General features: G+C 53.4%; 20 protein-coding genes and 1 riboswitch. Of the genes, 9 read left to right on the top strand and 11 right to left on the bottom strand.

Annotated elements, in window-relative coordinates:
• Positions 1-32 precede the first annotated feature (32 nt).
• Entirely contained in the window at positions 33-1,085 is a 1,053-nt protein-coding gene (fbaB, locus tag M987_RS20495; RefSeq protein WP_014070977.1) for a class I fructose-bisphosphate aldolase, read from the bottom strand.
• A gap of 250 nt (positions 1,086-1,335) precedes the next feature.
• Here fbaB and M987_RS20500 point away from each other — a divergent pair, with 250 nt between their 5' ends.
• From M987_RS20500 to M987_RS20510, 3 genes are read left to right on the top strand one after another with little or no spacing between them, the layout of a single operon-like run.
• On the top strand, positions 1,336-2,613 hold the full coding sequence (locus M987_RS20500; RefSeq protein ID WP_014070978.1) for a nucleoside permease: 1,278 nt from the start codon (positions 1,336-1,338) through the stop codon (positions 2,611-2,613).
• A complete protein-coding gene (locus M987_RS20505) occupies positions 2,610-3,614 on the top strand; it encodes an ADP-ribosylglycohydrolase family protein (protein WP_014070979.1) in 1,005 nt (334 codons plus the stop codon). The genes M987_RS20500 and M987_RS20505 overlap by 4 nt, the downstream gene beginning before the upstream one ends.
• The gene (locus tag M987_RS20510; RefSeq protein ID WP_014070980.1) at positions 3,611-4,567 is read left to right on the top strand and encodes a PfkB family carbohydrate kinase; all 957 of its coding nucleotides are present in this window, start codon (positions 3,611-3,613) and stop codon (positions 4,565-4,567) included. The genes M987_RS20505 and M987_RS20510 overlap by 4 nt, the downstream gene beginning before the upstream one ends.
• Here M987_RS20510 and M987_RS20515 read toward each other — a convergent pair.
• The 3 genes from M987_RS20515 to thiM are packed head-to-tail and all read right to left on the bottom strand — an operon-like array spanning position 4,541 to position 6,896.
• Positions 4,541-5,287, bottom strand: coding sequence for a GntR family transcriptional regulator (locus M987_RS20515; protein ID WP_014070981.1), 747 nt, complete (start codon positions 5,285-5,287; stop codon positions 4,541-4,543). The genes M987_RS20510 and M987_RS20515 overlap by 27 nt on opposite strands.
• Before the next feature lie 41 nt (positions 5,288-5,328).
• A complete protein-coding gene (gene thiD / locus M987_RS20520; RefSeq protein WP_014070982.1) occupies positions 5,329-6,129 on the bottom strand; it encodes a bifunctional hydroxymethylpyrimidine kinase/phosphomethylpyrimidine kinase in 801 nt (266 codons plus the stop codon).
• Positions 6,126-6,896, bottom strand: coding sequence for a hydroxyethylthiazole kinase (gene thiM, locus M987_RS20525; protein ID WP_014070983.1), 771 nt, complete (start codon positions 6,894-6,896; stop codon positions 6,126-6,128). The genes thiD and thiM overlap by 4 nt, the downstream gene beginning before the upstream one ends.
• A gap of 35 nt (positions 6,897-6,931) precedes the next feature.
• A riboswitch (TPP riboswitch) is annotated at positions 6,932-7,028 on the bottom strand.
• A gap of 594 nt (positions 7,029-7,622) precedes the next feature.
• Between thiM and M987_RS20530 the strand changes: the two genes are divergently transcribed.
• From M987_RS20530 to M987_RS20540, 3 genes are all read left to right on the top strand, one after another.
• A complete protein-coding gene (locus tag M987_RS20530; RefSeq protein WP_014070984.1) occupies positions 7,623-8,084 on the top strand; it encodes a hypothetical protein in 462 nt (153 codons plus the stop codon).
• A 312-nt stretch (positions 8,085-8,396) separates the two neighbouring features.
• The gene (locus tag M987_RS20535; protein ID WP_041162092.1) at positions 8,397-9,773 is read left to right on the top strand and encodes a diaminobutyrate--2-oxoglutarate transaminase; all 1,377 of its coding nucleotides are present in this window, start codon (positions 8,397-8,399) and stop codon (positions 9,771-9,773) included.
• An 18-nt stretch (positions 9,774-9,791) separates the two neighbouring features.
• On the top strand, positions 9,792-11,258 hold the full coding sequence (locus M987_RS20540) for a pyridoxal phosphate-dependent decarboxylase family protein (protein ID WP_014070986.1): 1,467 nt from the start codon (positions 9,792-9,794) through the stop codon (positions 11,256-11,258).
• A 99-nt stretch (positions 11,259-11,357) separates the two neighbouring features.
• On the opposite strand, the gene M987_RS20545 is transcribed toward M987_RS20540, so the two are convergent.
• From M987_RS20545 to M987_RS20555, 3 genes are read right to left on the bottom strand one after another with little or no spacing between them, the layout of a single operon-like run.
• Positions 11,358-13,553: a polysaccharide biosynthesis tyrosine autokinase gene (locus M987_RS20545; RefSeq protein ID WP_014070987.1), complete on the bottom strand. Its 2,196-nt coding sequence runs from the start codon at positions 13,551-13,553 to the stop codon at positions 11,358-11,360.
• Positions 13,553-14,002, bottom strand: a complete 450-nt coding sequence (locus tag M987_RS20550) for an arsenate reductase/protein-tyrosine-phosphatase family protein (RefSeq protein WP_014070988.1) — start codon at positions 14,000-14,002, stop codon at positions 13,553-13,555. Before M987_RS20550 ends, M987_RS20545 begins: the two co-directional genes overlap by 1 nt.
• Positions 14,002-15,141, bottom strand: a complete 1,140-nt coding sequence (locus M987_RS20555; protein WP_014070989.1) for a polysaccharide export protein — start codon at positions 15,139-15,141, stop codon at positions 14,002-14,004. Before M987_RS20555 ends, M987_RS20550 begins: the two co-directional genes overlap by 1 nt.
• Positions 15,142-15,605: 464 nt before the next feature.
• On the opposite strand from M987_RS20555, the gene M987_RS20560 reads away from it, so the two are divergent.
• On the top strand, positions 15,606-15,938 hold the full coding sequence (locus M987_RS20560) for an RcnB family protein (protein ID WP_014070990.1): 333 nt from the start codon (positions 15,606-15,608) through the stop codon (positions 15,936-15,938).
• Entirely contained in the window at positions 15,883-16,368 is a 486-nt protein-coding gene (locus M987_RS20565) for a GNAT family N-acetyltransferase (protein WP_014070991.1), read from the top strand. The genes M987_RS20560 and M987_RS20565 overlap by 56 nt, the downstream gene beginning before the upstream one ends.
• 35 nt (positions 16,369-16,403) lie before the next feature.
• Here the strand turns inward: M987_RS20565 and apbC are convergent, their stop codons facing one another.
• Entirely contained in the window at positions 16,404-17,513 is a 1,110-nt protein-coding gene (apbC, locus tag M987_RS20570) for an iron-sulfur cluster carrier protein ApbC (protein ID WP_014070992.1), read from the bottom strand.
• A 137-nt stretch (positions 17,514-17,650) separates the two neighbouring features.
• On the opposite strand from apbC, the gene metG reads away from it, so the two are divergent.
• A complete protein-coding gene (gene metG / locus M987_RS20575; protein ID WP_014070993.1) occupies positions 17,651-19,684 on the top strand; it encodes a methionine--tRNA ligase in 2,034 nt (677 codons plus the stop codon).
• Positions 19,685-19,762: 78 nt separating this feature from the next.
• Here the strand turns inward: metG and M987_RS20580 are convergent, their stop codons facing one another.
• Genes M987_RS20580 through M987_RS20590 form a run of 3 tightly spaced genes read right to left on the bottom strand, consistent with a single transcriptional unit; the run spans position 19,763 to position 22,678 of the window.
• Positions 19,763-20,233 carry a YehS family protein gene (locus tag M987_RS20580; RefSeq protein WP_014070994.1) on the bottom strand — a complete coding sequence of 157 codons (471 nt, stop codon included), beginning with the start codon at positions 20,231-20,233 and terminating at the stop codon, positions 19,763-19,765.
• Between the two features lie 46 nt (positions 20,234-20,279).
• The gene (gene btsR / locus M987_RS20585) at positions 20,280-20,999 is read right to left on the bottom strand and encodes a two-component system response regulator BtsR (protein WP_014070995.1); all 720 of its coding nucleotides are present in this window, start codon (positions 20,997-20,999) and stop codon (positions 20,280-20,282) included.
• Positions 20,993-22,678: a sensor histidine kinase gene (locus M987_RS20590; RefSeq protein ID WP_014070996.1), complete on the bottom strand. Its 1,686-nt coding sequence runs from the start codon at positions 22,676-22,678 to the stop codon at positions 20,993-20,995. The genes btsR and M987_RS20590 overlap by 7 nt, the downstream gene beginning before the upstream one ends.
• Between the last annotated feature and the right edge of the window lie 29 nt (positions 22,679-22,707).

Here is a 22,707-nt window from a genome sequence, read left to right on the forward strand (position 1 = left end):
CTCCCCAAAAGGGAGAGGGAGAAGTACAGAAGTTACGCTATGGTCACTTTGCTATCCAGATACACATCCTGAACCGCGTTAATCAACTTCACGCCATCGGCCATCGATTTCTTAAACGCCTTACGGCCGAGGATCAGCCCCATGCCGCCCGCGCGTTTATTGATCACCGCCGTGCGCACCGCATCTGACAGATCCGTTTCACCGCCTGCCGCACCGCCGGAGTTAATCAGCCCCGCGCGGCCCATATAGCAGTTTGCCAGCTGGTAGCGCACCAGATCGATCGGATTATCAGTGGTCAGTTTGCTGTACACACGGTCATCGGTATAACCGAAATTCACCGCCTTATAGCCGCCGTTATTCTCGGCCATTTTCTGCTTCACAATATCCGCACCAATGGTTGCCGCCAGATGGTTTGCCTGGCCGGTCAGGTCAGCGGAAACGTGGTAATCCACACCGTCTTTCTTGAACGCGTTGTTTCGCAGATAGGCCCACAGCACGGTCACCATGCCCAGCTCGTGCGCACGCTCAAAGGCGGCAGAAATCTCTTCAATCTGACGACGAGACTGTTCAGAGCCAAAATAGATGGTCGCCCCTACCGCCACAGCGCCCATATTGAAGGCCTGCTCGACGCTGGCGTAAAGCGTCTGGTCATATTCGGTTGGGTAGCTCAGGGTTTCATTGTGGTTCAACTTCACCAGGAAAGGAATGCGGTGCGCGTAACGGCGGGACACCGAAGCCAGCACGCCGTAAGTCGACGCTACACAGTTACAGCCCGCTTCAATCGCCAGCTCGACAATGTTCTTCGGATCGAAATAGAGCGGATTAGCCGCGAAGGATGCCCCCGCAGAGTGCTCTACGCCCTGGTCAACCGGCAGAATGGAGAGATACCCGGTTCCACCCAGACGCCCGGTGTTGTAGAGCGTCTGCATGTTTCGCAGTACGGCTGGCGGGCGGTTGTTGTCTATCATCACGCGGTCGACATAGTCGTGACCGGGCAGATAGAGATGGTCGGCTGGAATGGTCATACAACGATGCTGTAAAAGGCTGTCGGCGTCTTTGCCAAGCAACTGCGCAATATCAGTCATAGTGATGCTCCCGTAATTCCGACGTCGTGTCGGTGAGTGATATCCAGACCCACATTTTTGCGGGCAGACTAAGCCTGGTACTGACTTAACAGATTTTCCACCAGCCGGGATTTTTTCAGCACAATCTGCTGGCTCGATTCGTGTACAACAAAAATGTTACATTGATCAAACAATCACCACAAAGGTATTTAAAAGGTATTATTGAATGGTATGTTAAAGGAGTACCCTCTCTGACATGCAGGATTAAACAATGAAAACGAAAGTCCAACTGTCATTCATGATGTTTGTTGAATGGTTTATCTGGGGCGCGTGGTTTGTGCCACTGTGGCTTTGGCTGAGCAAAAGCGGCTTTAGCGCCGGGGAAATTGGCTGGTCTTATGCCTGTACCGCGATCGCCGCGATCCTCTCGCCGATCCTTGTCGGCTCACTGACCGACCGCTTCTTTGCCGCTCAGAAAGTGCTGGCGGTGCTGATGTTTGCCGGTGCCGTACTGATGTACTTCGCCGCGCAGCAGACCCAGTTCGCCACCTTCTTCCCGCTGCTGCTGGCGTATTCCCTGACCTATATGCCCACCATCGCCCTGACCAACAGCATCGCCTTCTCTAACGTGGACGATGTGGAGGCCGATTTCCCGCGTATCCGCGTGATGGGCACTATCGGCTGGATCGCCTCCGGCCTGGCCTGTGGTTTTCTGCCGCAGATGATGGGCTATAACGATATCTCTGATACCAATATCCCGCTGCTGATGACCGCCGCCAGCTCCGCGCTGCTCGGCGTTTTTGCACTGTTCCTGCCGAATACACCACCGAAGAGCACCGGCAAACTGGACATCAAAGTGATGCTGGGGCTGGATGCGCTGATCCTGCTGCGCGACAAGAACTTCCTGGTGTTCTTCTGCTGCTCGTTCCTGTTCGCCATGCCGCTGGCGTTTTACTACATCTTCGCCAATGGTTATCTCACCGAAGTGGGCATGAAAAACGCCACCGGCTGGATGACGCTTGGCCAGTTCTCTGAAATCTTCTTTATGCTGGCGCTGCCGTTCTTCACCAAACGCTTTGGTATTAAGAAGGTATTGCTGCTGGGGCTTATCACCGCCGCCATCCGCTACGGCTTCTTTGTTTACGGCGGCGCAGAGCAATACTTCACTTACGCCCTGCTGTTCCTCGGCATTCTGCTGCACGGCGTGAGCTATGACTTCTATTACGTGACCGCGTACATCTATGTCGATAAAAAAGCGCCCGCGCATATGCGTACTGCCGCGCAGGGCTTGATCACGCTGTGCTGTCAGGGCTTTGGTAGCCTGCTGGGTTACCGCCTGGGCGGTGTGATGATGGAAAAAATGTTCGCATACAAAGAGCCGGTGAACGGGCTGACCTTCAACTGGGCCGGAATGTGGGCATTTGGTGGGATCATGATTGCCGTGATCGCCGTGATGTTTATGCTGTTTTTCCGCGAATCGGATAAAGAGATCACCGCAATTGAGGTGGTTGATGGCGATACCGCGCTGACACAAGGGGAAGTGAAATGAAACACGAACGTGTTCTCGGTGCTCTTTACGGGCAGGCGTTAGGGGATGCGATGGGTATGCCATCGGAACTGTGGCCAAGAAGCCGTGTGAAAGCCCACTTCGGCTGGATAGACCGCTTCTTACCGGGGCCGGCCGAGAACAACGCGGCCTGCTATTTTGACCAGGCAGAGTTTACCGATGACACCTCAATGGCGCTGTGCCTGGCCGACGCGATTATCGAATGCGACGGGCAGATCAATGCGGATGTCATCGGCAAACATATTCTGCACTGGGCCGAATCATTCGACGCGTTTAACAAAAACGTGCTTGGCCCAACGTCGAAAATCGCGCTGAATGCCATCCGCGACGGTAAACCGGTGAGTGCGCTTGAGAACAACGGCGTAACCAACGGCGCGGCCATGCGCGCATCCCCACTAGGATGTTTGCTGCCCGCCACCCGCCTTGAACACTTTGTCGAACAGGTGGCACTTGCGTCCAGCCCCACGCATAAATCTGACCTCGCGATTGCAGGGGCGGTGGTGATTGCCTGGGCGATTTCACGCGCCATCGACGGCGAACGCTGGCAGAACATCGTTGATGCCCTGCCCGGTATCGCCCGGTATGCCCAGGAAGCGAAGCCCACCACATTCAGCGCTTCTCTTGCCGCGCGTATCGAACTGGCGCTACACACCGTGCGCAATGCAAAAGGGATCGAATCCGCCAGCGAGCAGGTTTATCAACTCGTCGGGGCGGGCACCAGTACCATTGAGTCTGTTCCGGCAGCCATTGCGATGGTTGAACTGGCAGGAACCGATCCGAATCGCTGCGCCATTTTATGTGCCAACCTGGGCGGTGATACTGACACCATCGGCGCGATGGCAACGGCTATCTGCGGCGCGCTGCATGGCGTGCAGGCGATTGATCCGGCGCTTAAAAATGAACTCGATGCCGTTAACCAGCTCGACTTTGGTCATTACTGCGAAAAATTACTGCACTACCGGGAGCAAAGGGAGGGCGTATGACGTCAGATTTTGCCCGTCACCTTGAGACATTACAGGCTACACGCCCGGTAACAGTACTGGGCGCGGCAGTGATTGACGTCATTGCTGATGCTTACGCCCTGCCGTGGCGCGGGTGTGATATCGAGCTAAAACAACAGGGTGTGAACATTGGTGGCTGCGCGCTGAACATTGCCATTGCGCTGAAACGGCTTGGCATTACCACGCAAAACGCATTGCCCGTCGGGCACGGTGTGTGGGCGGATATCATTCGTAACGCGATGGCAAAACAGGATCTGCACAGCGCGGTAGAAGCCGAAACAGGCGACAACGGTTGGTGTCTGGCGCTGGTCGAGCCTGACGGTGAACGCACGTTTATGTCGTTCAGCGGCGTGGAAAACCAGTGGCAGCAGCCCTGGCTGGATGCGCTCGACGTACCGCCCGCAAGCCTGGTGTATTTGTCCGGCTACCAGCTGGCGTCACCCTGCGGCGAGCTGCTCACGACATGGCTGGAAGGCCTGCCTGACGTGACGGCGTTTATCGACTTCGGCCCGCGCATTGCCGATATCCCCGACTCACTGATGGCGCGCATTATGGCCTGTCAGCCTATTGTGTCGCTTAATCGCCAGGAGGCAGAGATTGCCGCCGAAAGGTTTGGCATGGATCCGGAGTCATTAGGCGGGCAATGGCAAAAGCGGTTCGCCTCTGCGCTGATTGTGCGTCACGATAAAGACGGCGCCGGTTTTTTTAACGGGGACGATAGCGGGTATGTTCCGGCCTTTCCTGCCACGGTGGTGGACACCATTGGCGCCGGCGATAGTCATGCAGGCGGTACGCTTGCCGGGCTGGCGGCGGGATGGAGCCTGGCCGATGCAGTGCTGCTAGGCAACGCGGTCGCGGCCTGGGTGGTCAGCCATCGGGGCGGCGATTGTGCCCCCACCCGTGATGAGTTACTCCTCGCACACAAAGACGTATAGATCGCTTCGGCAATAGCTGATGCTGTACTCAATGGGCCGGTGTTGTTGGTCAAGCGCAACCTGCTTTATCACCAGCACCGGTATTTTATCGTCCATTTTGATATGCGTCTGAAATTCGCTGTCCGGCATCCGGGCGCTGACGCGGGAACGAGTGCGCTGCGGAAAGATATTCTGACTGCGGAAGTAATCGTACAGCGAAATACCAATCGCATCCGGGTCGTGAATTAATCCCACCGGAACCCAGGATTCCTCAATCGAAACAGCGTCGTCATCCACGTAACGAATACGCTTAAGTAAGAAGACATCGCTTTGCGGCGCAAGTGACAGCTGGCTGGCGACCTCTTCCGGGCATTTCACCACTCGCTTATTGACCCACAGCGTATTGGGCTTTTTCCCGCGTAACACCACCTGCTGAGAAAACCCGCGCGCCTCTTTGAGCGAATATTCAAAGATGTTATTAATTTGCGTGCCGTAACCCCGGGCGCGCGTGACCACGCCCTCTTCTTCCAGCGCCTGCATCGCTTTACGTACAGTAATACGCGACACCCCGGTCAGCTGGCTCAGATCGCGTTCGCCCGGCAGAATATTCCCGTGCTCCAGCACGCCACTGCGCACGGCATTTTTGACCGTTTCGGCAAACTTAAGGTACAGCGGCGTGTTGTCCGGCGCGGCGATCCGTTCGTTAAGCTGCTCGATTAACCGGGTATGCGCTTGTTCCATCTGTGTTTTCTCAGGCGTGGTGTTTATTGCCAGTATACGGCTTACCACCATGCATGAAAATGATGAACCGGCCCAATACCGTGACCCACTTCCAGAGTATCGGCTTTTGCCAGCGCCGCAGAGAGCCAGGTTTTGGCTTCCTGCACCGTATCTGCCCAGGAATTATGTCGCGGACGCAGCGCTGCCAGCGCCGCCGAGAGCGTACAGCCCGTGCCGTGGGTGTTTTTAGTCTGCACCCGCGGGGCGGTAAAACGCATTTCCCCGTCACGGGTAAAGAGCCAGTCCGGGCTTTCGGCATCATCGAGATGGCCGCCTTTCATCAGTACCGCGCCGCAGCCCATGGCCAGCAGCGCACTGCCCTGCTCTTTCATTTCGCGTTCATTGCGCGCGGGCGGTGCATTCAGCAGCGCTGCGGCTTCAGGCAGGTTTGGGGTGATCAACGCCACCTGCGGCAGCAGTTTTTGTCGCAGCGTCTCGACAGCAGAAACAGACAGCAGCGGATCGCCGCTTTTAGCCAGCATGACGGTATCAAGCACCACATTTTGTATCTGGTAGCGTTTAAGCCGCTCAGCCACCGCTTCGACAATGTCTGTCTCCGCCAGCATCCCGATTTTTGTGGTGTCGATGCGCACATCGCTGAACACTGAGTCCAGCTGTGCTGCGACAAAATCAGGCTCAATGCGATAAACCGACTGCACACCGCGCGTGTTCTGCGCCACCAGGGCAGTAATGACCGAACACCCATAAGCTCCCAGCGCCGAAAAGGTTTTCAAATCGGCCTGAATACCCGCGCCGCCGCTTGGGTCGGTTCCGGCAATGGTCAGTGCATTAATCCGTTTCATACCTGTTCCTCCAGGGTGTAAAGCGCATCGAGAAACGCGCTGGCAAAGCTGCCCGGGCCGAGAGAATGTTTAATGGCGACCGTACCTGCGCGCTTCATAAACCCGCAGGCTGCCGCCACGTTATCCAGCCGGTCACCTGGCAATGAACAGCTGGCGGCCACCACCGCCGAAAGCGCGCATCCGGTTCCCACAACGCGCGTCATCAGCAGATCACCCCCTGTCACCGTATGGGTTCGCAGCCCGTCAGTCACATAATCGACTTCCCCGGTGACCACGACGATGGCGTTGGTCTGCCGCGCCAGCGCCTGAGCCGCGGGCAGCGCGCTTGCGGCCGTATCGGTGGTATCAACGCCACGGCCGCCGGCACTCATTCCGGCAAGCGCAAGAATTTCCGAGGCATTACCGCGAATAGCAGCAGGTTTGAGCGCGAGGATTTGATGGCAAAAGCGGGTGCGAAACGTCAGCGCGCCGACCGCAACCGGATCCAGCGTCCAGGGTTTAGCTGCGGCAACGGCACTCTCTATTGCCCGGCGCATCGATTGCGCGCGCGGGGCGGTCAGTGTGCCGACATTAATCAGCAGCGCATCTGCAAAGGTGGCGAACTGTTCAGCTTCTTCTGCTTCAATGACCATTGCCGGAGAAGCACCAAGCGCCAGCAGCACGTTAGCGGTAAAGGTTTGCACGACATCATTGGTCATGCAGTGCGTGAGCGGGGAACGGGTTCGGAACTGATGTAAAACGTGTAAGTCGAGCAGGTCAGGCTGCATGGTTTCGCTCCTGCCTTGCGTGAAGAAGCGATGACCGGGAAGGCATCTGACTTCCCTACGCTGGCATTATCCAGATCAGGTAATACGGGTATTTCTCAGCCTTCACAAAGAAGGGCACCCCGAGTCAAATTACACAAAATGCTGTAACAGGGGCAGACTAAGGTAAGCGACACGTAATAGCAAGCCCCGCCCCTTTCGGCTACCTCACTGATACCCGCGCTAAACAATCAAATTTTTATCCATTATTTTTTGCTGCAACTATATTTAAATGCATACATTTAATGTTATTGATTTATGAGTAATTAAACGTTCAGCCTGATTTACCCCGCTTGTACGACAGCCATAAATACCCATCAAAAACAACATGTTACTGAGATGTCTTTTATATAGCCATGGGCTTATCTAATAGTAACAAAGGTGATCCACATCAAAATGAAGACAGTCCTGATATTGGATAGTTGTCCTCCGTTATCAGTGTCGCTACTAAAGAAACATATACTCAAGCAGGTTCTACGTTAATTTATAATATTTACGATATTCCTTACTCGTCATATTGATATTAATTCGATGAAATTAATCATATATAGCGCAATAGTGTCTTTGTGCCTGGTTGCGACGGGCATTTTTATTGGCGTGATTTATTTTACGCAAATAAACCAGTGCTTATAGCTGCCAGGTAAATAAACGAATTGATTCTGTGTCGTTTCCAATAATCAAGGTCATATAATGAAAAAGTTAGTGATGATAGCCGTAACCCTTTCAACGCTGGCGGGGTGTACAACCCAGGCGGATCGGATGGCGAAATGCGAAGCGCAGGGCATCAGCCGTGATACCTGCTACCTTGCCGAGCAAAACCGGACGGCAGCGGTAAACGCAGCGGCTGAAAAGCAAGCGCTGGAGAATGCCACCGCCGCAGTACAACATGCGCAAGAAGCCAGGATCCACGATCCCCTGCGTGAAGCGTCGTTCTCAGCGAACGGACTGAATGCCACCCTTTCGAACGGCTTTTTTAGCGCAACGGTAAATGGTAAAAAAGCAACCGTTAAACGCCTAAATGCTAATTTTTATGAAATACATGGTAATGGATTTGTTATATCCATTAGCCTTGATGAGAACGGTATTACGGATGCTTCGTGGAATAAAGCCAAAGGACGCGAGCACGGACTTTTGCAGGTGACACAGAAATAACGAAGCGGAGGAGGCAATAAGCCTCCTTTTCCGGCAAAAAAAGGCACGATTTGTAACACTCTATCCCTGACTTTTACAGTCAGGCCGAAGTCAGTGTAACGCACTGTTTTTATTACTCAGAATTCACTACTTTCTTTCTCAAAACGAGGATATTCCTCCCCCTGAGCGCCATGTAACAAAACAGTAAACAAATTAACCATTGAGCCCCGTGGCAAAAGGCTCTATATTGGCGGCGTTTTTTCCAGGCCCCATCTGTTTTTTAACTTTTTATTCAATCGTGGCGCATAACGAAGCTGCGGTTGTAGGAGTGATATGATGACGGATAAAGTCCGTATTGACACCGTAGATGCCCATAAAAGCAACGAAACCTATCTGGCCCGTCAGGCCGAGTTTGAATCTAACGTCAGGAGTTATCCGCGCAAGCTGCCTTTAGCTATCACTAAAGCAGACGGCGTGTGGATCACCGATGCAGATAATAAAGAATACCTTGACTGTTTAGCAGGCGCAGGCACCCTTGCGCTTGGCCATAACCACCCTGATGTGCTGAAAAGCATCCAAAATGTCATTACCAGCGGCTTGCCGTTACATACATTGGATCTGACTACGCCGTTGAAAGACGCGTTCTCCGAATATCTGCTGTCTCTGCTGCCTGGTCAGGGCAAAGAGTATTGCCTGCAATTCACCGGCCCATCTGGCGCCGATGCTGTTGAAGCGGCACTGAAACTGGCGAAAAAAGTCACCGGCCGTAGCGGTATCATCAGCTTCTCTGGTGGTTACCACGGTATGACTCACGGCGCACTGTCCGTGACCGGCAACCTGTCTCCGAAAGAAGCGGTTGACGGCATGATGCCAGAAGTTCAGTTCATGCCTTACCCGCACCAGTACCGTTGCCCACTGGGTATCGGCGGTGAAGCGGGCGTGAAAGCGCTGACTTACTATTTCGATAACCTGATCAACGACGTTGAAAGCGGCGTGCGTAAACCTGCTGCCGTTATTCTGGAAGCGGTTCAGGGCGAAGGCGGCGTGAACCCGGCTCCGGCTGAGTGGTTGCAGCGCATCCGTAAAGTGACTCAGGAACACGGCATTCTGCTGATCCTCGATGAAGTTCAGGCAGGCTTTGCCCGTACCGGTAAATTCTTCGCCTTCGAACACGCTGGCATCGAGCCAGACATCATCGTGATGTCCAAAGCTGTAGGTGGCGGTCTGCCGCTGGCCGTGCTCGGTATCAAAAAGCAGTTCGATGCATGGGCTCCAGGTCACCACACCGGTACTTTCCGCGGCAACCAGCTGGCGATGGCAACCGGCCTGACGACGCTGAAAATCCTCAAAGACCAGAACATCGCAGGTAAAGTGGCTGCACAAGGCGAATGGCTGAAAGCACAGCTGGCTGAACTGCAAAAATGTTATCCGGTAATCGGTCACGTTCGTGGTCTGGGCATGATGATCGGTATCGAGATCGTTAAGCCACACGAAGCAGCTGATCACATGGGTTGCTACCCGGGCGATGGCGAGCTGTCTGCACTGATTCAGAAGAAGTGCTTCGAAGCCGGTCTGATTCTGGAACGTGGCGGCCGTAACGGCATTGTGCTGCGTCTGCTGCCTTCTCTGCTGATCAGCGATGAAGAGCTGAAAATCTTCCTGGATAAATTCGAGCAGGCACTGCTTGCTGCGGGCGTTCGCCCGGCGTAACCGGAGTTATTGATTACGATGTCTGATTCAAACCCAATTTTGTTCTCCTCTGCGCAGAGCATTGAAGCTTACCAGCAGGCGATTGAACAAAGCACTCAGGCTGTGATGCAGTGGCTGAAACAGCCTGAGATGTACCAGGGCAAAACGGTCGCGGAACTGCGCGACCGTATTAAGCTGGATTTCAACCCGAAAGGGCTGGGCAATGACGCGGCGATTGAACGCGCCGTTGAGTTCTTCCTGAAAGACAGTTTGTCCGTTCATCACCCGCAGTGTGTTGCGCACCTGCATTGCCCAAGCCTGGTGGTAAGCCAGGCCGCGGAAGTGCTGATTAACGCAACTAACCAGAGTATGGACTCCTGGGATCAAAGCCCGTCCGCAACCATTATCGAAATCAAACTGATCGAATGGCTGCGTACCCGCGTGGGTTATCAGGCTGGCGACGCAGGTGTCTTCACCAGCGGCGGCACCCAGAGCAACCTGATGGGACTGATGCTGGCACGTGATGCGTTCTTTGCGCGTCTGGGCCACTCCGTCCAGCAAGATGGTCTGGTTGGCGATCTGCGTAAAATTCGCGTGCTGTGCTCCGAAAACGCGCACTTCTCCGTGCAGAAAAACATGGCGCTGATGGGCCTGGGTTACCAGTCCGTGGTGCAGGTGAAAACTGACGAATTCTCCCGCATGGATCTGACCGATCTGGCGGCGAAAATTGAGCAGTGCAACGCCAACGGCGAACAGATCCTGGCGATTGTCGCGACAGCAGGTACGACCGATGCCGGTGCTATCGATCCGCTGCGTGCGATTGCTGAGCTGGCGGCGAAGCAGAATATCTGGGTACACGTTGATGCGGCCTGGGGCGGCGCACTGCTGATGTCTGAGCAGTATCGTCACTATCTGGACGGCATCGAGTTGGTGGATTCCATTACCCTGGACTTCCACAAGCAGTTCTTCCAGACCATCAGCTGCGGCGCGTTCCTGCTGAAAGAAGCGCGTCACTATGAACTGATGCGTTATCAGGCGGCATACCTGAACTCTGAGTTCGACGAAGAAGCTGGCGTGCCTAACCTGGTATCCAAGTCTCTGCAAACCACGCGTCGTTTCGATGCGCTGAAACTGTGGATGAGCCTGGAAGCTCTGGGTCAGGAACAATATGCTGCGATCATCGATCACGGTGTGACCCTGGCACAGCAGGTTGCTGCATATGTGAAAGAGCAGTCTGCTCTTGAACTGGTGATGCAACCTCAGCTGGCAAGCGTGCTGTTCCGCTTCCGTCCGCAAATGCAGATGGACAACGCGGGCGTTGCGCTGCTGAACCAGAAAATCGGCGATGCGTTGCTGGAATCCGGCCGTGCCAACGTCGGTGTCACCGAGCATAACGGTGTTACCTGCCTGAAGCTGACTCTGCTGAACCCAACCGTGACGCTGGAGGACATCAAAGTCCTGCTGTCTCTGGTTGAGCGTACTGCGCAGGAAGTTCTGGCGAAATAATACCCTGCCCCTCTCTCACAGAGAGAGGGGCTACTTCGACGCGTCATCCCCCCTCCAGTTCTGATACTCATCGTTCCTCTGATATCTTCTGGTAAAAAGCTAACTCTCGCGTTTATTACTTTGGGTATAGCCATAACCCTGCTGGCTATATCCCGAGCTGTAATAGAGCGCAGCGGATTTCATAATGTCGTTGAGGATCGTTCCTCTCACCTGCACACCCGCCTGAAGCAGACGTTTTATACTGGTTTCTGTCTCTTTCTCACTGGTTTTATGATAGCGAGCCACCAGCACGGAGGTTGCCGCATATCTGGCTATTAGCGCTGCATCCGTGACCGCAAGTACCGGCGGGGTATCGAGAATAATAAGATCATAGTTTTCATTCACCCATGACATCATTTCCCGAAATGTGTGACCAAGCATCAGCTCCGAAGGAGCAGAAGGCACAGGCCCACAGGTCATAACATCTATCCCGCCTTTCTCGTAAGACTGAATCGCGTCCCGATACTCACTCTTTCCTTCCAGCACGCTGGAAAGCCCAGTCTGGTTACTGAGCCCAAAGATATTATGGACGTACCCTTTGCGCATATCGGCATCGATAAATAGCACCCGCAGCCCGGCCTGACCCGCAACGGCCGCCAGTGATGTACTGACCAGCGTCTTTCCGCAGTCCGGCGTTGGCCCGGTAATTACCACGGTCTGGTTTTCTGCGTCCATCATGGTGAAGTGCAGGCTGGTTCGTAACCCACGTATCGCTTCAACAAAAATATCTGTTGGGCGGTCAATCGGCAGGAATGGAATTTCCGAGGTTTTATGCATCCACTGAGAAGCAAAAAGATTTTTTCTTCTGAGGTGTGTGTTTTTCCATAGCCAGACCGATCTTGGCAACGTGGCCAACACAGGTATCCCCTTAGCTTCCAGTTGCTCAGAAGTTGTAATGCCGCGCTGTACGCCTAAGCGAAACAAGACGCTACCTGTAGAGAGTATCAATCCTGTCAGTATACCGATGACGACGAACGGCACTTTTTTGGGCCAAACCGGATCGGGTTGGGTGACAGCCCGATCAATGATGCGCACGTTGCCAATTACGCTGGAACGAGAAATATTCAATTCTTGCTGACGCGTCAGCAGCTGTAAGTAGATGGTGCGGCCGGACTCGACATCCCTGCTCAGGCGTAAAATCTCCTGCTGCGTAGAGGGCATGGCTGAAACGCGATTGTTCAAACGCGTTCTTTGCTGTTGAAGCGTCTGGCGTTTTTCCTTCAGTGCGCGGTAGGTGGGGTGCTCTTTCTTGAAGAGCTGAGAGATTTCCGCCTCACGGAAGGTCAGTTCGTTGAGCTGATTCTCTACGTTAACGATCTGATCCAGAACCGATTTTGCCTCCAGCGATAAATCGACAGAGTCACGTTTCTCACGATAGGCATTCAGCCGCGCTTCGGCCAAATCCAGTTCATGACTGATTATGGGAAGCTGATTCTGCAGAAACGCCAGGCTGCGGGTATCCTGCGCTTCCTGGCGCACAATATTTTGCTTAAGATAATTTTCAGCAACCGTATCCAGTATCTGAATAATTTTCTCAGGTTTTTCACCCGTCAGGGTTAATGTCAGCATCCCGCTTTGCTTGGCCGATTCGGCTACCGTCAACCGCTTGTTAAGAGCGTTGATTGCCTCCAGTCTGCTGGACGTTTTCAGTTCAAACTTGTCCCCGGTCGATGCGGTGGTATCCGTGACAAAGAGAGAAATGCCATTCAGGGCGAAGGGTTTTCCGGTAATGCCTTCAGCCTCAACGTTGTCGCCCTCAAGACGATAACGCCCCTTATCCAGGACGGTCAGGATAAGTTTTTGCGGCTTTCCTTTGAACAGCGGGATATTCAGCCACTTCAGGGTGACTTCCGGCGGAGTGCGCCCCTGGAGTTTCGCCCAGAGCGAACCCAGCACAGGGAAATAATACGGCTTAACCTGCTGCGACAGTTTTAGCTGATCTACCGTCGCACCCAGGATCATACGTGATTTAAGCAGCTGAATCTCAGGCCCCGTGTCTGGTGTAAGATCTCCGCTAAACTGGCTCAAACTCTTGAGAAGGTCGTTATCTTGCTTACTTTCTACCTGTATCAGCACATCGCCCTGATATATCGGAGTGCTCATAAAAGCGAAAAGCACAGCGCCAAGAGTGAAAAGGAGTGTGATGCTGAGGATCAGCGTGCGGTGATCAATTATCTCCCCAATTAATCGCAGGAGATCCATTTCATTATGTTCAGGTGCTCGCGCACCGTAATGACTTGTTGTGTTTGTCGACATTAATGCTGAATTCCTTTTTGACTCAGGCGACGAGCCCATTCCTGGCTGGCTTTCCCTAACTGCTCGAAAACATACTCAAAGGCTTCATTGCTTTTCCTGTACGGATCGGGAATATCCTGTTGTTTTAGCCAGTGTCCAAACAGAAGTGATTTCCCCCGAATTTCCGGGGCCGTGGCGGCAATGAAGTGAAGATGCTGCGGTTCCATCACCAGAATAAGGTCGGATTTCTCCATCTGGCTGTGAGTCAGCCTGCGGGCGATGTGACCATCAAGTGAAAGACCATGACGCCAGGCAACATCCTGCGCAGCTTCATCTGCCGGACATCCTTCCAGCCCATAGATACCCGCTGACGTGATCAATTTTCCGGGCAGTTGCTGGCGTAAAAGCCGTTCCCCGATCGGGGAGCGGCATATATTTCCAGTACAAACTACGAGTATTGAATGGAACATTATTGTGGCCACGATCTGATGTAACGAACCGTTTCGGTCAGGTCATGCACGCCCGTTATCGTCGGCACTAACTGCGCGATCACCCGATTCCAGCGCGACAGCGGTGCCGTGGTGACATAAACAATATCGTACGGCTCTAGCTGAAATTCCGTTCCCAACACCATTGCCGACGCGTCTTGTGCATTAAGCTGATAAATATTGGCGATTTTGCCTGTTTTCCCGGTCTCGCGTATCGAGCGGATAACAAAAATGCCCGTTGCATCGGCCATATCCTGATTCAGCCCTCCGGCATTCCCCAGGGCTTCAGCTAGCGTCATACCGCTACGATCCATCTTCAGCGTACTCTGCTTAATGACTTCACCCATCACGAACACTTTCAGCGCGTCATTACGCGGAATAAACAGGATATCACCAGGATAGAGCAGCTTATTTTGGGTCAGATCGCCATGCTGCATCAGGGCGTAGAGTGATATTCGTGAATCCTGGCCATTATGGGTGAGCACCACATTACGCCAGTCGGCGTCAGCAGACAGCCCTCCCGCAGCGTTAACGGCATCCATGACCGTCAGGGGAATATTGGTGATAGCCTGCTGACCCGATTTCACCACTTCACCCGTTACGTAAGCTTTTTGCGAACGGAAAGAGGCAACACTCACATCCACCTGCGGGCTTTCAATGACGCTATCCAGCCGCACTGTGATTGCCTCACGTACCTCTGAAACCGTTTTTCCCGCCACGTGCAGTTTGCCCAGGTAAGGATAGAAAAGCGTACCATCTGCATTGACCCAGTTACCTGTATCACTTGCACTACGGTACTGACCGGCGGGTGTTGTGAGCTCCGGGTGATCCCAGACGGTGACCGTCAGGATGTCACCGGTACCAATGTGGTATTCCCAGTTTTTGACCTGCTCATCCAGATTAGGATTTGCCTGAGATTTAACCGCGACGGGACGCAGTTTTTCGATTAAAAAAGGCGTTAATGGATATATATCTACTTGTTTATCTAAATCATTATTTATATCAAAAGGCGTAATACTATTTTTCCCGGTCGTCTTCAATGTTTGGCCAGGCGAAATTACGCATCCGGTCAACTGACTTATCACGAGAAATATTAAAGAAAATGCTGTTGTTTTTTTCATTTATATAAATTTATCATCCATGCACGCAAAAAATGCAGCCCGGCGCACAAGCTCACACGTCTCGCCACCTGTAATCAGCTGAGTTTAAAGTCATTACATACAAACGTTAAAGAAAGGTAAAAAAAACGGAATCCCTGAAGCCGCCGCGAGAAAAAAATCAAACCGTAGAATTTTAAAAAATCTTAAATCCTCCGTTGCGAAAATGCACGTCATAGTCGTTACAAACTTGCATTAGAAATTCATTTTCAGATTTAATTAAATAAAACATAACAATGATGAATTATAGCGAGACACTCATATTCATATAAAAAATAACACTCCCCATCCGCACCACACAAAACCGTTCACTTTTGTTACATTTTTTTTCGAACATACTCGGCTATGGTACTTAGAATAGGCTTACTGCCGGGCTGTCAACGTAACAGCAGGCTGAATGTATCAGTAACGGTATAAATGGAGAAAAAATGGCTAAGCGTAAATGGCTGCTTCTGGGTGTAGTTATGTCTCTGGCGAGTGCGGCCTCTGCCGCCCCACAAACGGCGTCTGCCCCTTCTGGCATTAAGGCCTATGAAGAACAAGAGTTCATCGCCGATTTCACAAAATTCAAGATTGGTGACACGGCTCCGGCGCTATACCAAACGCCTGAGTACACCATTAAACAGTATCAGCTGCGTAATCTTCCGGCCCCGGATGCCGGTACCCACTGGACATACATGGGCGAAAACTACGTCCTGATTGGTGATGCTGACGGCAAAATCTACAAAGCCTATAACGGAGATATCTTCTATCACCGCTGATCCCCTTCTGATTCGACCGTGGCAGGAGAGCGATCGCCCTTTCCTGCGCACGCTCTACCTTCATGCCCGGCGTGAAGCCTGGCCGTGGCTGGATGCTTCCGAATGGCAGCTCGAAGATTTTGACGCGGCAACCCGCGACGAACTGATTTGGGTCGCGGTTGAAGACGGCCATCGGCTTGGCTTTGCCTCCATCTGGACGAACGATAATTTTCTGCACAATTTGTTTGTTGATCCGCGCAGGCAGAGTCAGGGCGTGGGGGCGTTATTACTGGAACAGGCGCAGCGGACATTTACCAGCACGGGAGCGTTGAAGTGTCTGGTTAAAAATAAACGGGCTGTCGCATTTTACCAGCGCCACGGCTGGCACATCGAAGCATCAGGGGATTCTCCGGACGGAGAGTATTATTTGATGCACTACCGGTTGCGTTAACGCCGGGCTGCGCATCGCAGGCCCGGCTACAAAGCTTACACTGCGCGGAATGCAATCTCGCTCGGGATTACTTCGCCCTGCCAGTAGAGCTGTGCGGCAACACGGCCCGCCAGCTGGCGATACATATCAGCAAACTCACTTTCAGGGCGGCTCACGACCGTCGGTTTACCGCTGTCCAGATCTTCACGCAGCGTAATGTGCAGCGGCATCTGGCCAAGCAGTTGAGTGTGATATTGCTCAGCCAGTTTCTCTGCGCCACCGGTGCCAAAGATTGGCTCATGGTGTCCGCAGTTGCTGCAAATATGCATACTCATGTTCTCGACAATACCGAGTACCGGCACTTCAACTTTCTCGAACATGACGATGCCTTTTTTGGCATCAATCAGCGCGATATCCTGCGGGGTGGTCACCACAACGGCACCGGTAACCGGAATGTTCTGCGCCAGGGTGAGCTGAATGTCGCCTGTACCCGGTGGCATATCCAGAACCAGGTAATCCAGATCGGGCCACATGGTTTCCTGCAACATCTGCATCAGCGCTTTGCTGGCCATCGGGCCACGCCAGACCATGGCGTTATCATCGGTCACCAGATAACCAATCGAGTTGGTTGCCAGACCGTGCGCCATAATGGGCGCCATGTGCGTGCCATCAGGGGAGGTTGGACGTTGGTTTTCTGCACCCAGCATGTTGGGAATAGATGGGCCGTAGATATCAGCATCCAGAATACCGACTTTTGCCCCTTCGGCAGCCAGCGCCAGCGCCAGGTTTACCGCTGTGGAGGATTTACCCACCCCACCCTTACCAGAGCTCACCGCGATGATATTCTTCACCCCATTCACGCCCGGATGGTTTTTCACCCGCTTGAGCGTGGCAATGCTATGGGTCAGCTTCCAGTCAATGGCTTTCGCCCCGGTGATGCGCAGCAGATCGGAGCTGCATTCCTCTTTTAACGTATCGAAGGCACTGGTGAACACGAACGGCATTTGCAACTCGATGTGCAGCGTGTCATCCAGCCAGGCGACATGATGCAGCGCTTTCAGCGTAGTGAGATTGTGCTTCAGGGTTGGATGCTGAAAATTAGCCAGTATCCCGGCAACCATTGCTCGTAAGACTTCCGGTGATTTGGCCTGGGATTGCGAACTCATCCCGACTCCTTTGTTCTTGTGAATAAGACCTTAGTTGAACAAGTTTACCTGAAAGGCCGCGGTTTGTGCTTACTTAATAATGCCCCATTTGGTAATATCAAAAACCCTTTTCACAGTTAAAAGAAGTAATGACTACTATGACTCAAGTCGCGAAAAAAATTCTGGTAACGTGCGCACTGCCGTACGCCAACGGCTCAATCCACCTCGGCCACATGCTGGAGCATATCCAGGCTGATGTCTGGGTCCGTTACCAGCGAATGCGCGGCCATCAGGTCAACTTCATCTGCGCGGACGATGCCCACGGCACGCCAATTATGTTGAAAGCACAGCAGTTGGGTGTTTCTCCTGAGCAGATGATTGCCGAAATGAGTCAGGAGCATCAGACTGATTTTGCTGGCTTTGACATCAGCTACGACAACTACCACTCCACGCACAGCGACGAGAACCGTGAACTGTCGGAGCTTATCTACACGCGCCTGAAAGAGAACGGTTTTATTAAAAACCGCACTATCTCTCAGCTGTACGATCCAGAAAAAGGCATGTTCCTGCCGGACCGTTTCGTGAAAGGCACCTGCCCGAAATGTAAATCACCAGACCAGTATGGCGATAACTGCGAAGTGTGTGGTGCAACCTACAGCCCAACCGAGCTTATCGAGCCAAAATCTGTGGTGTCTGGTGCTACGCCGGTGATGCGTGATTCCGAACACTTCTTCTTCGACCTGCCATCCTTCAGCGAAATGCTGCAAGCCTGGACCCGCAGCGGCGCGTTGCAGGAGCAGGTTGCCAACAAAATGCAGGAGTGGTTCGAATCTGGTTTGCAGCAGTGGGATATCTCCCGCGATGCGCCGTACTTCGGTTTTGAAATCCCGAACGCACCGGGCAAATATTTCTACGTCTGGCTGGATGCCCCAATTGGCTACATGGGCTCGTTCAAGAACCTGTGTGACAAGCGCGGCGACACCGTCAGCTTTGACGAATACTGGAAGAAAGACTCCGATGCCGAGCTGTATCACTTCATCGGCAAAGACATCGTTTACTTCCACAGCCTGTTCTGGCCGGCAATGCTGGAAGGCAGTAACTTCCGCAAGCCTACCAACCTGTTCGTGCACGGTTATGTGACGGTGAACGGCGCGAAGATGTCCAAATCTCGCGGTACCTTCATTAAAGCCAGCACCTGGCTGAACCACTTCGACGCGGACAGCCTGCGCTATTACTACACCGCGAAACTCTCTTCACGCATCGACGATATCGACCTGAATCTGGAAGATTTCGTGCAGCGCGTGAACGCAGACATCGTGAACAAAGTGGTGAACCTGGCTTCCCGTAACGCAGGCTTTATCGCTAAGCGTTTCGACGGCGTGATGGCGGCCGAACTGGCTGACCCAGCCCTGTACAAAACCTTCACCGACGCGGCTGCGACCATTGGCGAAGCGTGGGAAGCACGTGAGTTCGGTAAAGCCGTGCGTGAAATCATGGCGCTGGCCGATCTGGCTAACCGCTATGTTGACGAGCAGGCACCGTGGGTTGTGGCGAAGCAGGAAGGCCGTGATGCCGATTTGCAGGCCATCTGCTCTATGGGTATCAACCTGTTCCGCGTGCTGATGACCTATCTGAAGCCGGTTCTGCCACAGCTTTCCGCCCGTGCAGAAGCGTTCCTGAACACTGAACTGACCTGGGATACGATGGCTCAGCCGCTGCTCAGCCACAAAGTGAACACCTTCAAAGCGCTGTATAACCGCATTGAGATGAAACAGGTTGAAGCGCTGGTTGAAGCCTCTAAAGAAGAGGTGAAAGCCGCTGCTGCACCGGTTACCGGCCCGCTGGCTGACGATCCGATTCAGGAAACCATCACCTTTGATGATTTCGCAAAAGTTGACCTGCGCGTGGCGCTGATTGAAAACGCGGAATTTGTCGATGGCTCCGATAAACTGCTGCGTCTGACGCTGGATCTGGGTGGCGAAAAGCGTAACGTCTTCTCTGGTATCCGTTCTGCGTATCCTGATCCGCAGGTACTGATTGGCCGCCAGACCGTGATGGTTGCTAACCTGGCACCGCGTAAAATGCGCTTTGGTATCTCCGAAGGCATGGTGATGGCCGCAGGTCCTGGCGGTAAAGATATCTTCCTGTTAAGCCCTGATGAAGGCGCGAAGCCTGGTCAGCAGGTGAAATAATAAAAAAGCCGGAGATAATCTCCGGCTTTTTTTTGGCCTTTTTACCGGGCAGCGGCTTCGCCTTACCCGGCCTGTAACCTACGCTTTTTTCGCGTGCTCGCGCACCGTCAACCCGCGTAAAAAATAACGCATAAACTGGTCGCCGCACTCGCGGTAATTTTTATGATCCGGGGCGCGCATCATGGCGGTGATCTCCGGCATCGACACGCGAAATTTCTGCTCGGTCATGATCGCCAGAATATCGTCCGTTTTCAGAGAAAACGCGATACGCAGCTTTTTCAGCGCCGTGTTGTTATTCACACGACGTTCCAGCGCAAGCTCAGGCGCAGACTCATCTTTGCCGCGCTTATGGTAAATCAGGCCGTTCAGGAAACCCGACAGAATGATGTCCGGGCAGCGCACGAAGCCCTCTTCATCTTCTTTGGTCATCCAGGTGTCAAAACCGGCGGACGTGGATTCCATATCGGCCAGCGCAAGAATGCGCACCATATCGTTGTTGTTTGCTTTCAGGGTGTAGCGCAGGCTACGGAGTATATCGTTACTGAGCATAGAGCCTTCGAATGTCGATGATGCAATGGCGCGCAGTGTACCAGTTTTACAGGCCAATCGCCTCTTTCAAACTTTTCAGATAGCGACGGCTCACCGGCACGGTTTGCCCGGCGCGCAATACCAGCTCTGCCTGGCCATTATCTTCCAGGCGGATCTCTTTCAGGTGCGCCATGTTCACCAGATACTGACGATGACAGCGAATCAACGGCGTGCGGCTTTCCAGCGTGCGCAGGGTCAGCTCGGTAAACCCTTCGTTACCTTCGGCGCTGGTGACAAACACGCCGCTCATGCGGCTACTGACAAAAGCCACATCGTCCATTTGCAGCAGATAAATTCGGCTGTGCCCGGTACAAGGAATAAACTTCAGCGGCTGCTGGTTTTCCGGTAAAAGAGTCACATCCTGCACGGTACGCTCCTGGCGCAGGCGGGTAAGCGTCTTTTCCAGTCGCTTCTCTTCTATCGGTTTGAGCAGATAATCAAAGGCATGTTCTTCAAAGGCTTTCACGGCGTATTCGTCAAACGCCGTCAAAAACACAATATACGGGCGGTGTTCCGGGTCGAGCATCCCGACCATCTCCAGCCCGCTGATACGTGGCATCTGGATATCCAGAAACAGCACGTCCGGGCGCAGTTTGTGGACGGCGCCAATCGCTTCAATGGCGTTAGCACACTCGCCAACGATCTCGATATCGCTTTGCTCCTGCAACAGAATGCGCAGGTTTTCCCGTGCTAACGGCTCATCATCAACAATCAGCACTTTCAACATGCGTTTTCCTCCAGCGGTAATCGTAAAGTAATGCGGGTAAATCGGTCCGGCTCGCAGGCGACGGTAATGCCACACGCGTCGCCGAAGTGAGCGCGCAGACGTTTATCCACCAGGCTCATTCCCAACCCGCCAGAGGCAGTTGGCTGATAGAGCCCGGCGTTATCTTCAATATCCAGCACCAGATGATGATTAAAACGACTCGCCGCTATGCTTATCTCCCCGATGCCCAGCAACTGTGACGTGCCGTGCTTGATGGCATTTTCCACGATAGGTTGCAGGGTAAAGGCCGGAAGATGCTGATACGCCAGCTCGTCCGGCACGGATAACGATACGTGCAGCCGCGACTGAAAACGCGCTTGCTCGATTTGCAGATAGGCGTTCACATGCTCAATTTCATCGGCCAGGGTGACAATTTCCGAAGGACGCTTGAGGTTCTTACGGAAGAATGTCGATAGATACTGCACCAGCTGCGCGGCCTGGTCGCTGTCACGACGAATCACCGCTTTTAGCGTATTCAGGGCGTTAAACAGGAAATGCGGGTTCACCTGCGCATGGAGAAGTTTGATCTCCGACTGAGTTAAGAGCGCCTTTTGTCGCTCATATTGCCCGGCCAGGATCTGCGCCGAAAGCAGCTGTGCAATCCCCTCCCCCAGCGTGCGGTTGATCGAGCTGAACAGCCGGTTTTTCGCCTCGTACAGCTTGATGGTTCCCATTACATGCTGATTTTCCCCACGCAGCGGGATCACCAGAGTAGAACCGAGTTTGCAGTGCGGATGCAGCGAACAGCGGTACGGCACTTCGTTACCGTCGGCATACACAACTTCCCCGGTTTCAATAGCGCGCAGCGTATAGGTGGACGAAATCGGTTTGCCTGGCAGGTGGTGATCGTCCCCTGTTCCGGTAAACGCCAGCAGCCGCTCACGGTCAGTTATCGCCACCGCGCCAATATCCAGCTCTTTATAGAGAACCTGCGCCACCTTCATGCTGTTTTCTTCGTTAAACCCCTGGCGAAGAATACCTTCCGTAGAGGCGGCCACCTTCAGGGCGGTCGCGGAAAACGCTGAGGTGTATTTTTCAAACATCGCACGCTTATCCAGCAGGATGCGCATAAAGAGCGCCGCGCCCACGGTATTGGTTACCATCATCGGGGCGGCAATACTGCCCACCAGATGCAGCGCATCTTCAAACGGACGGGCAATCAGCAGAATAATGGCCATCTGCGCCATTTCCGCGATGAAGGTAATCGCGCCGGCGGTAATTGGGCTAAAGACTTTATCCGGGCGACCGCGCTTGATCATGTAGCTGTGAACCAGGCCACCGAGCAACCCTTCGACGATCGTCGAGATCATGCAGCTTCGCGCCGTCATGCCGCCCATCGAATAACGATGCAGACCGCCCGTTAACCCGACAAGGCCGCCAACGACAGGCCCCCCGAGCAGCCCGCCCATCACCGCACCGATGGCGCGCGTATTGGCGATAGAATCTTCGATATGAAGACCAAAGTAAGTCCCCATAATGCAGAAAATAGAAAAAGTTACGTAGCAGAGAAGCTTGTGCGGCAGACGTACGGTAACCTGCATCAGCGGGATAAACAGGCGCGTTTTACTCATCAACCAGGCGATGACCAGGAAAACACACATCTGCTGAAGCAGCAGCAACACCAGGTTAAACTCGTACATACTCGCAAACCGCACGTTCTAAAAACGCG

The organism is Enterobacter soli ATCC BAA-2102, from assembly GCF_001654845.1.
Classification (GTDB): Bacteria; Pseudomonadota; Gammaproteobacteria; order Enterobacterales; family Enterobacteriaceae; genus Enterobacter; species Enterobacter soli.

Bases quoted from the DNA above. Each gene is read 5' to 3' on its own strand.
- fbaB (WP_014070977.1), bottom strand. From the start codon at position 1,085: ATGACTGATATTGCGCAGTTGCTTGGCAAAGACGCCGACAGCCTTTTA.
- M987_RS20500 (WP_014070978.1), top strand. From the start codon at position 1,336: ATGAAAACGAAAGTCCAACTGTCATTCATGATGTTTGTTGAATGGTTT.
- M987_RS20505 (WP_014070979.1), top strand. From the start codon at position 2,610: ATGAAACACGAACGTGTTCTCGGTGCTCTTTACGGGCAGGCGTTAGGG.
- M987_RS20510 (WP_014070980.1), top strand. From the start codon at position 3,611: ATGACGTCAGATTTTGCCCGTCACCTTGAGACATTACAGGCTACACGC.
- M987_RS20515 (WP_014070981.1), bottom strand. From the start codon at position 5,287: ATGGAACAAGCGCATACCCGGTTAATCGAGCAGCTTAACGAACGGATC.
- thiD (WP_014070982.1), bottom strand. From the start codon at position 6,129: ATGAAACGGATTAATGCACTGACCATTGCCGGAACCGACCCAAGCGGC.
- thiM (WP_014070983.1), bottom strand. From the start codon at position 6,896: ATGCAGCCTGACCTGCTCGACTTACACGTTTTACATCAGTTCCGAACC.
- M987_RS20530 (WP_014070984.1), top strand. From the start codon at position 7,623: ATGAAAAAGTTAGTGATGATAGCCGTAACCCTTTCAACGCTGGCGGGG.
- M987_RS20535 (WP_041162092.1), top strand. From the start codon at position 8,397: ATGATGACGGATAAAGTCCGTATTGACACCGTAGATGCCCATAAAAGC.
- M987_RS20540 (WP_014070986.1), top strand. From the start codon at position 9,792: ATGTCTGATTCAAACCCAATTTTGTTCTCCTCTGCGCAGAGCATTGAA.
- M987_RS20545 (WP_014070987.1), bottom strand. From the start codon at position 13,553: ATGTCGACAAACACAACAAGTCATTACGGTGCGCGAGCACCTGAACAT.
- M987_RS20550 (WP_014070988.1), bottom strand. From the start codon at position 14,002: ATGTTCCATTCAATACTCGTAGTTTGTACTGGAAATATATGCCGCTCC.
- M987_RS20555 (WP_014070989.1), bottom strand. From the start codon at position 15,141: ATGAAAAAAACAACAGCATTTTCTTTAATATTTCTCGTGATAAGTCAG.
- M987_RS20560 (WP_014070990.1), top strand. From the start codon at position 15,606: ATGGCTAAGCGTAAATGGCTGCTTCTGGGTGTAGTTATGTCTCTGGCG.
- M987_RS20565 (WP_014070991.1), top strand. From the start codon at position 15,883: ATGCTGACGGCAAAATCTACAAAGCCTATAACGGAGATATCTTCTATC.
- apbC (WP_014070992.1), bottom strand. From the start codon at position 17,513: ATGAGTTCGCAATCCCAGGCCAAATCACCGGAAGTCTTACGAGCAATG.
- metG (WP_014070993.1), top strand. From the start codon at position 17,651: ATGACTCAAGTCGCGAAAAAAATTCTGGTAACGTGCGCACTGCCGTAC.
- M987_RS20580 (WP_014070994.1), bottom strand. From the start codon at position 20,233: ATGCTCAGTAACGATATACTCCGTAGCCTGCGCTACACCCTGAAAGCA.
- btsR (WP_014070995.1), bottom strand. From the start codon at position 20,999: ATGTTGAAAGTGCTGATTGTTGATGATGAGCCGTTAGCACGGGAAAAC.
- M987_RS20590 (WP_014070996.1), bottom strand. From the start codon at position 22,678: ATGTACGAGTTTAACCTGGTGTTGCTGCTGCTTCAGCAGATGTGTGTT.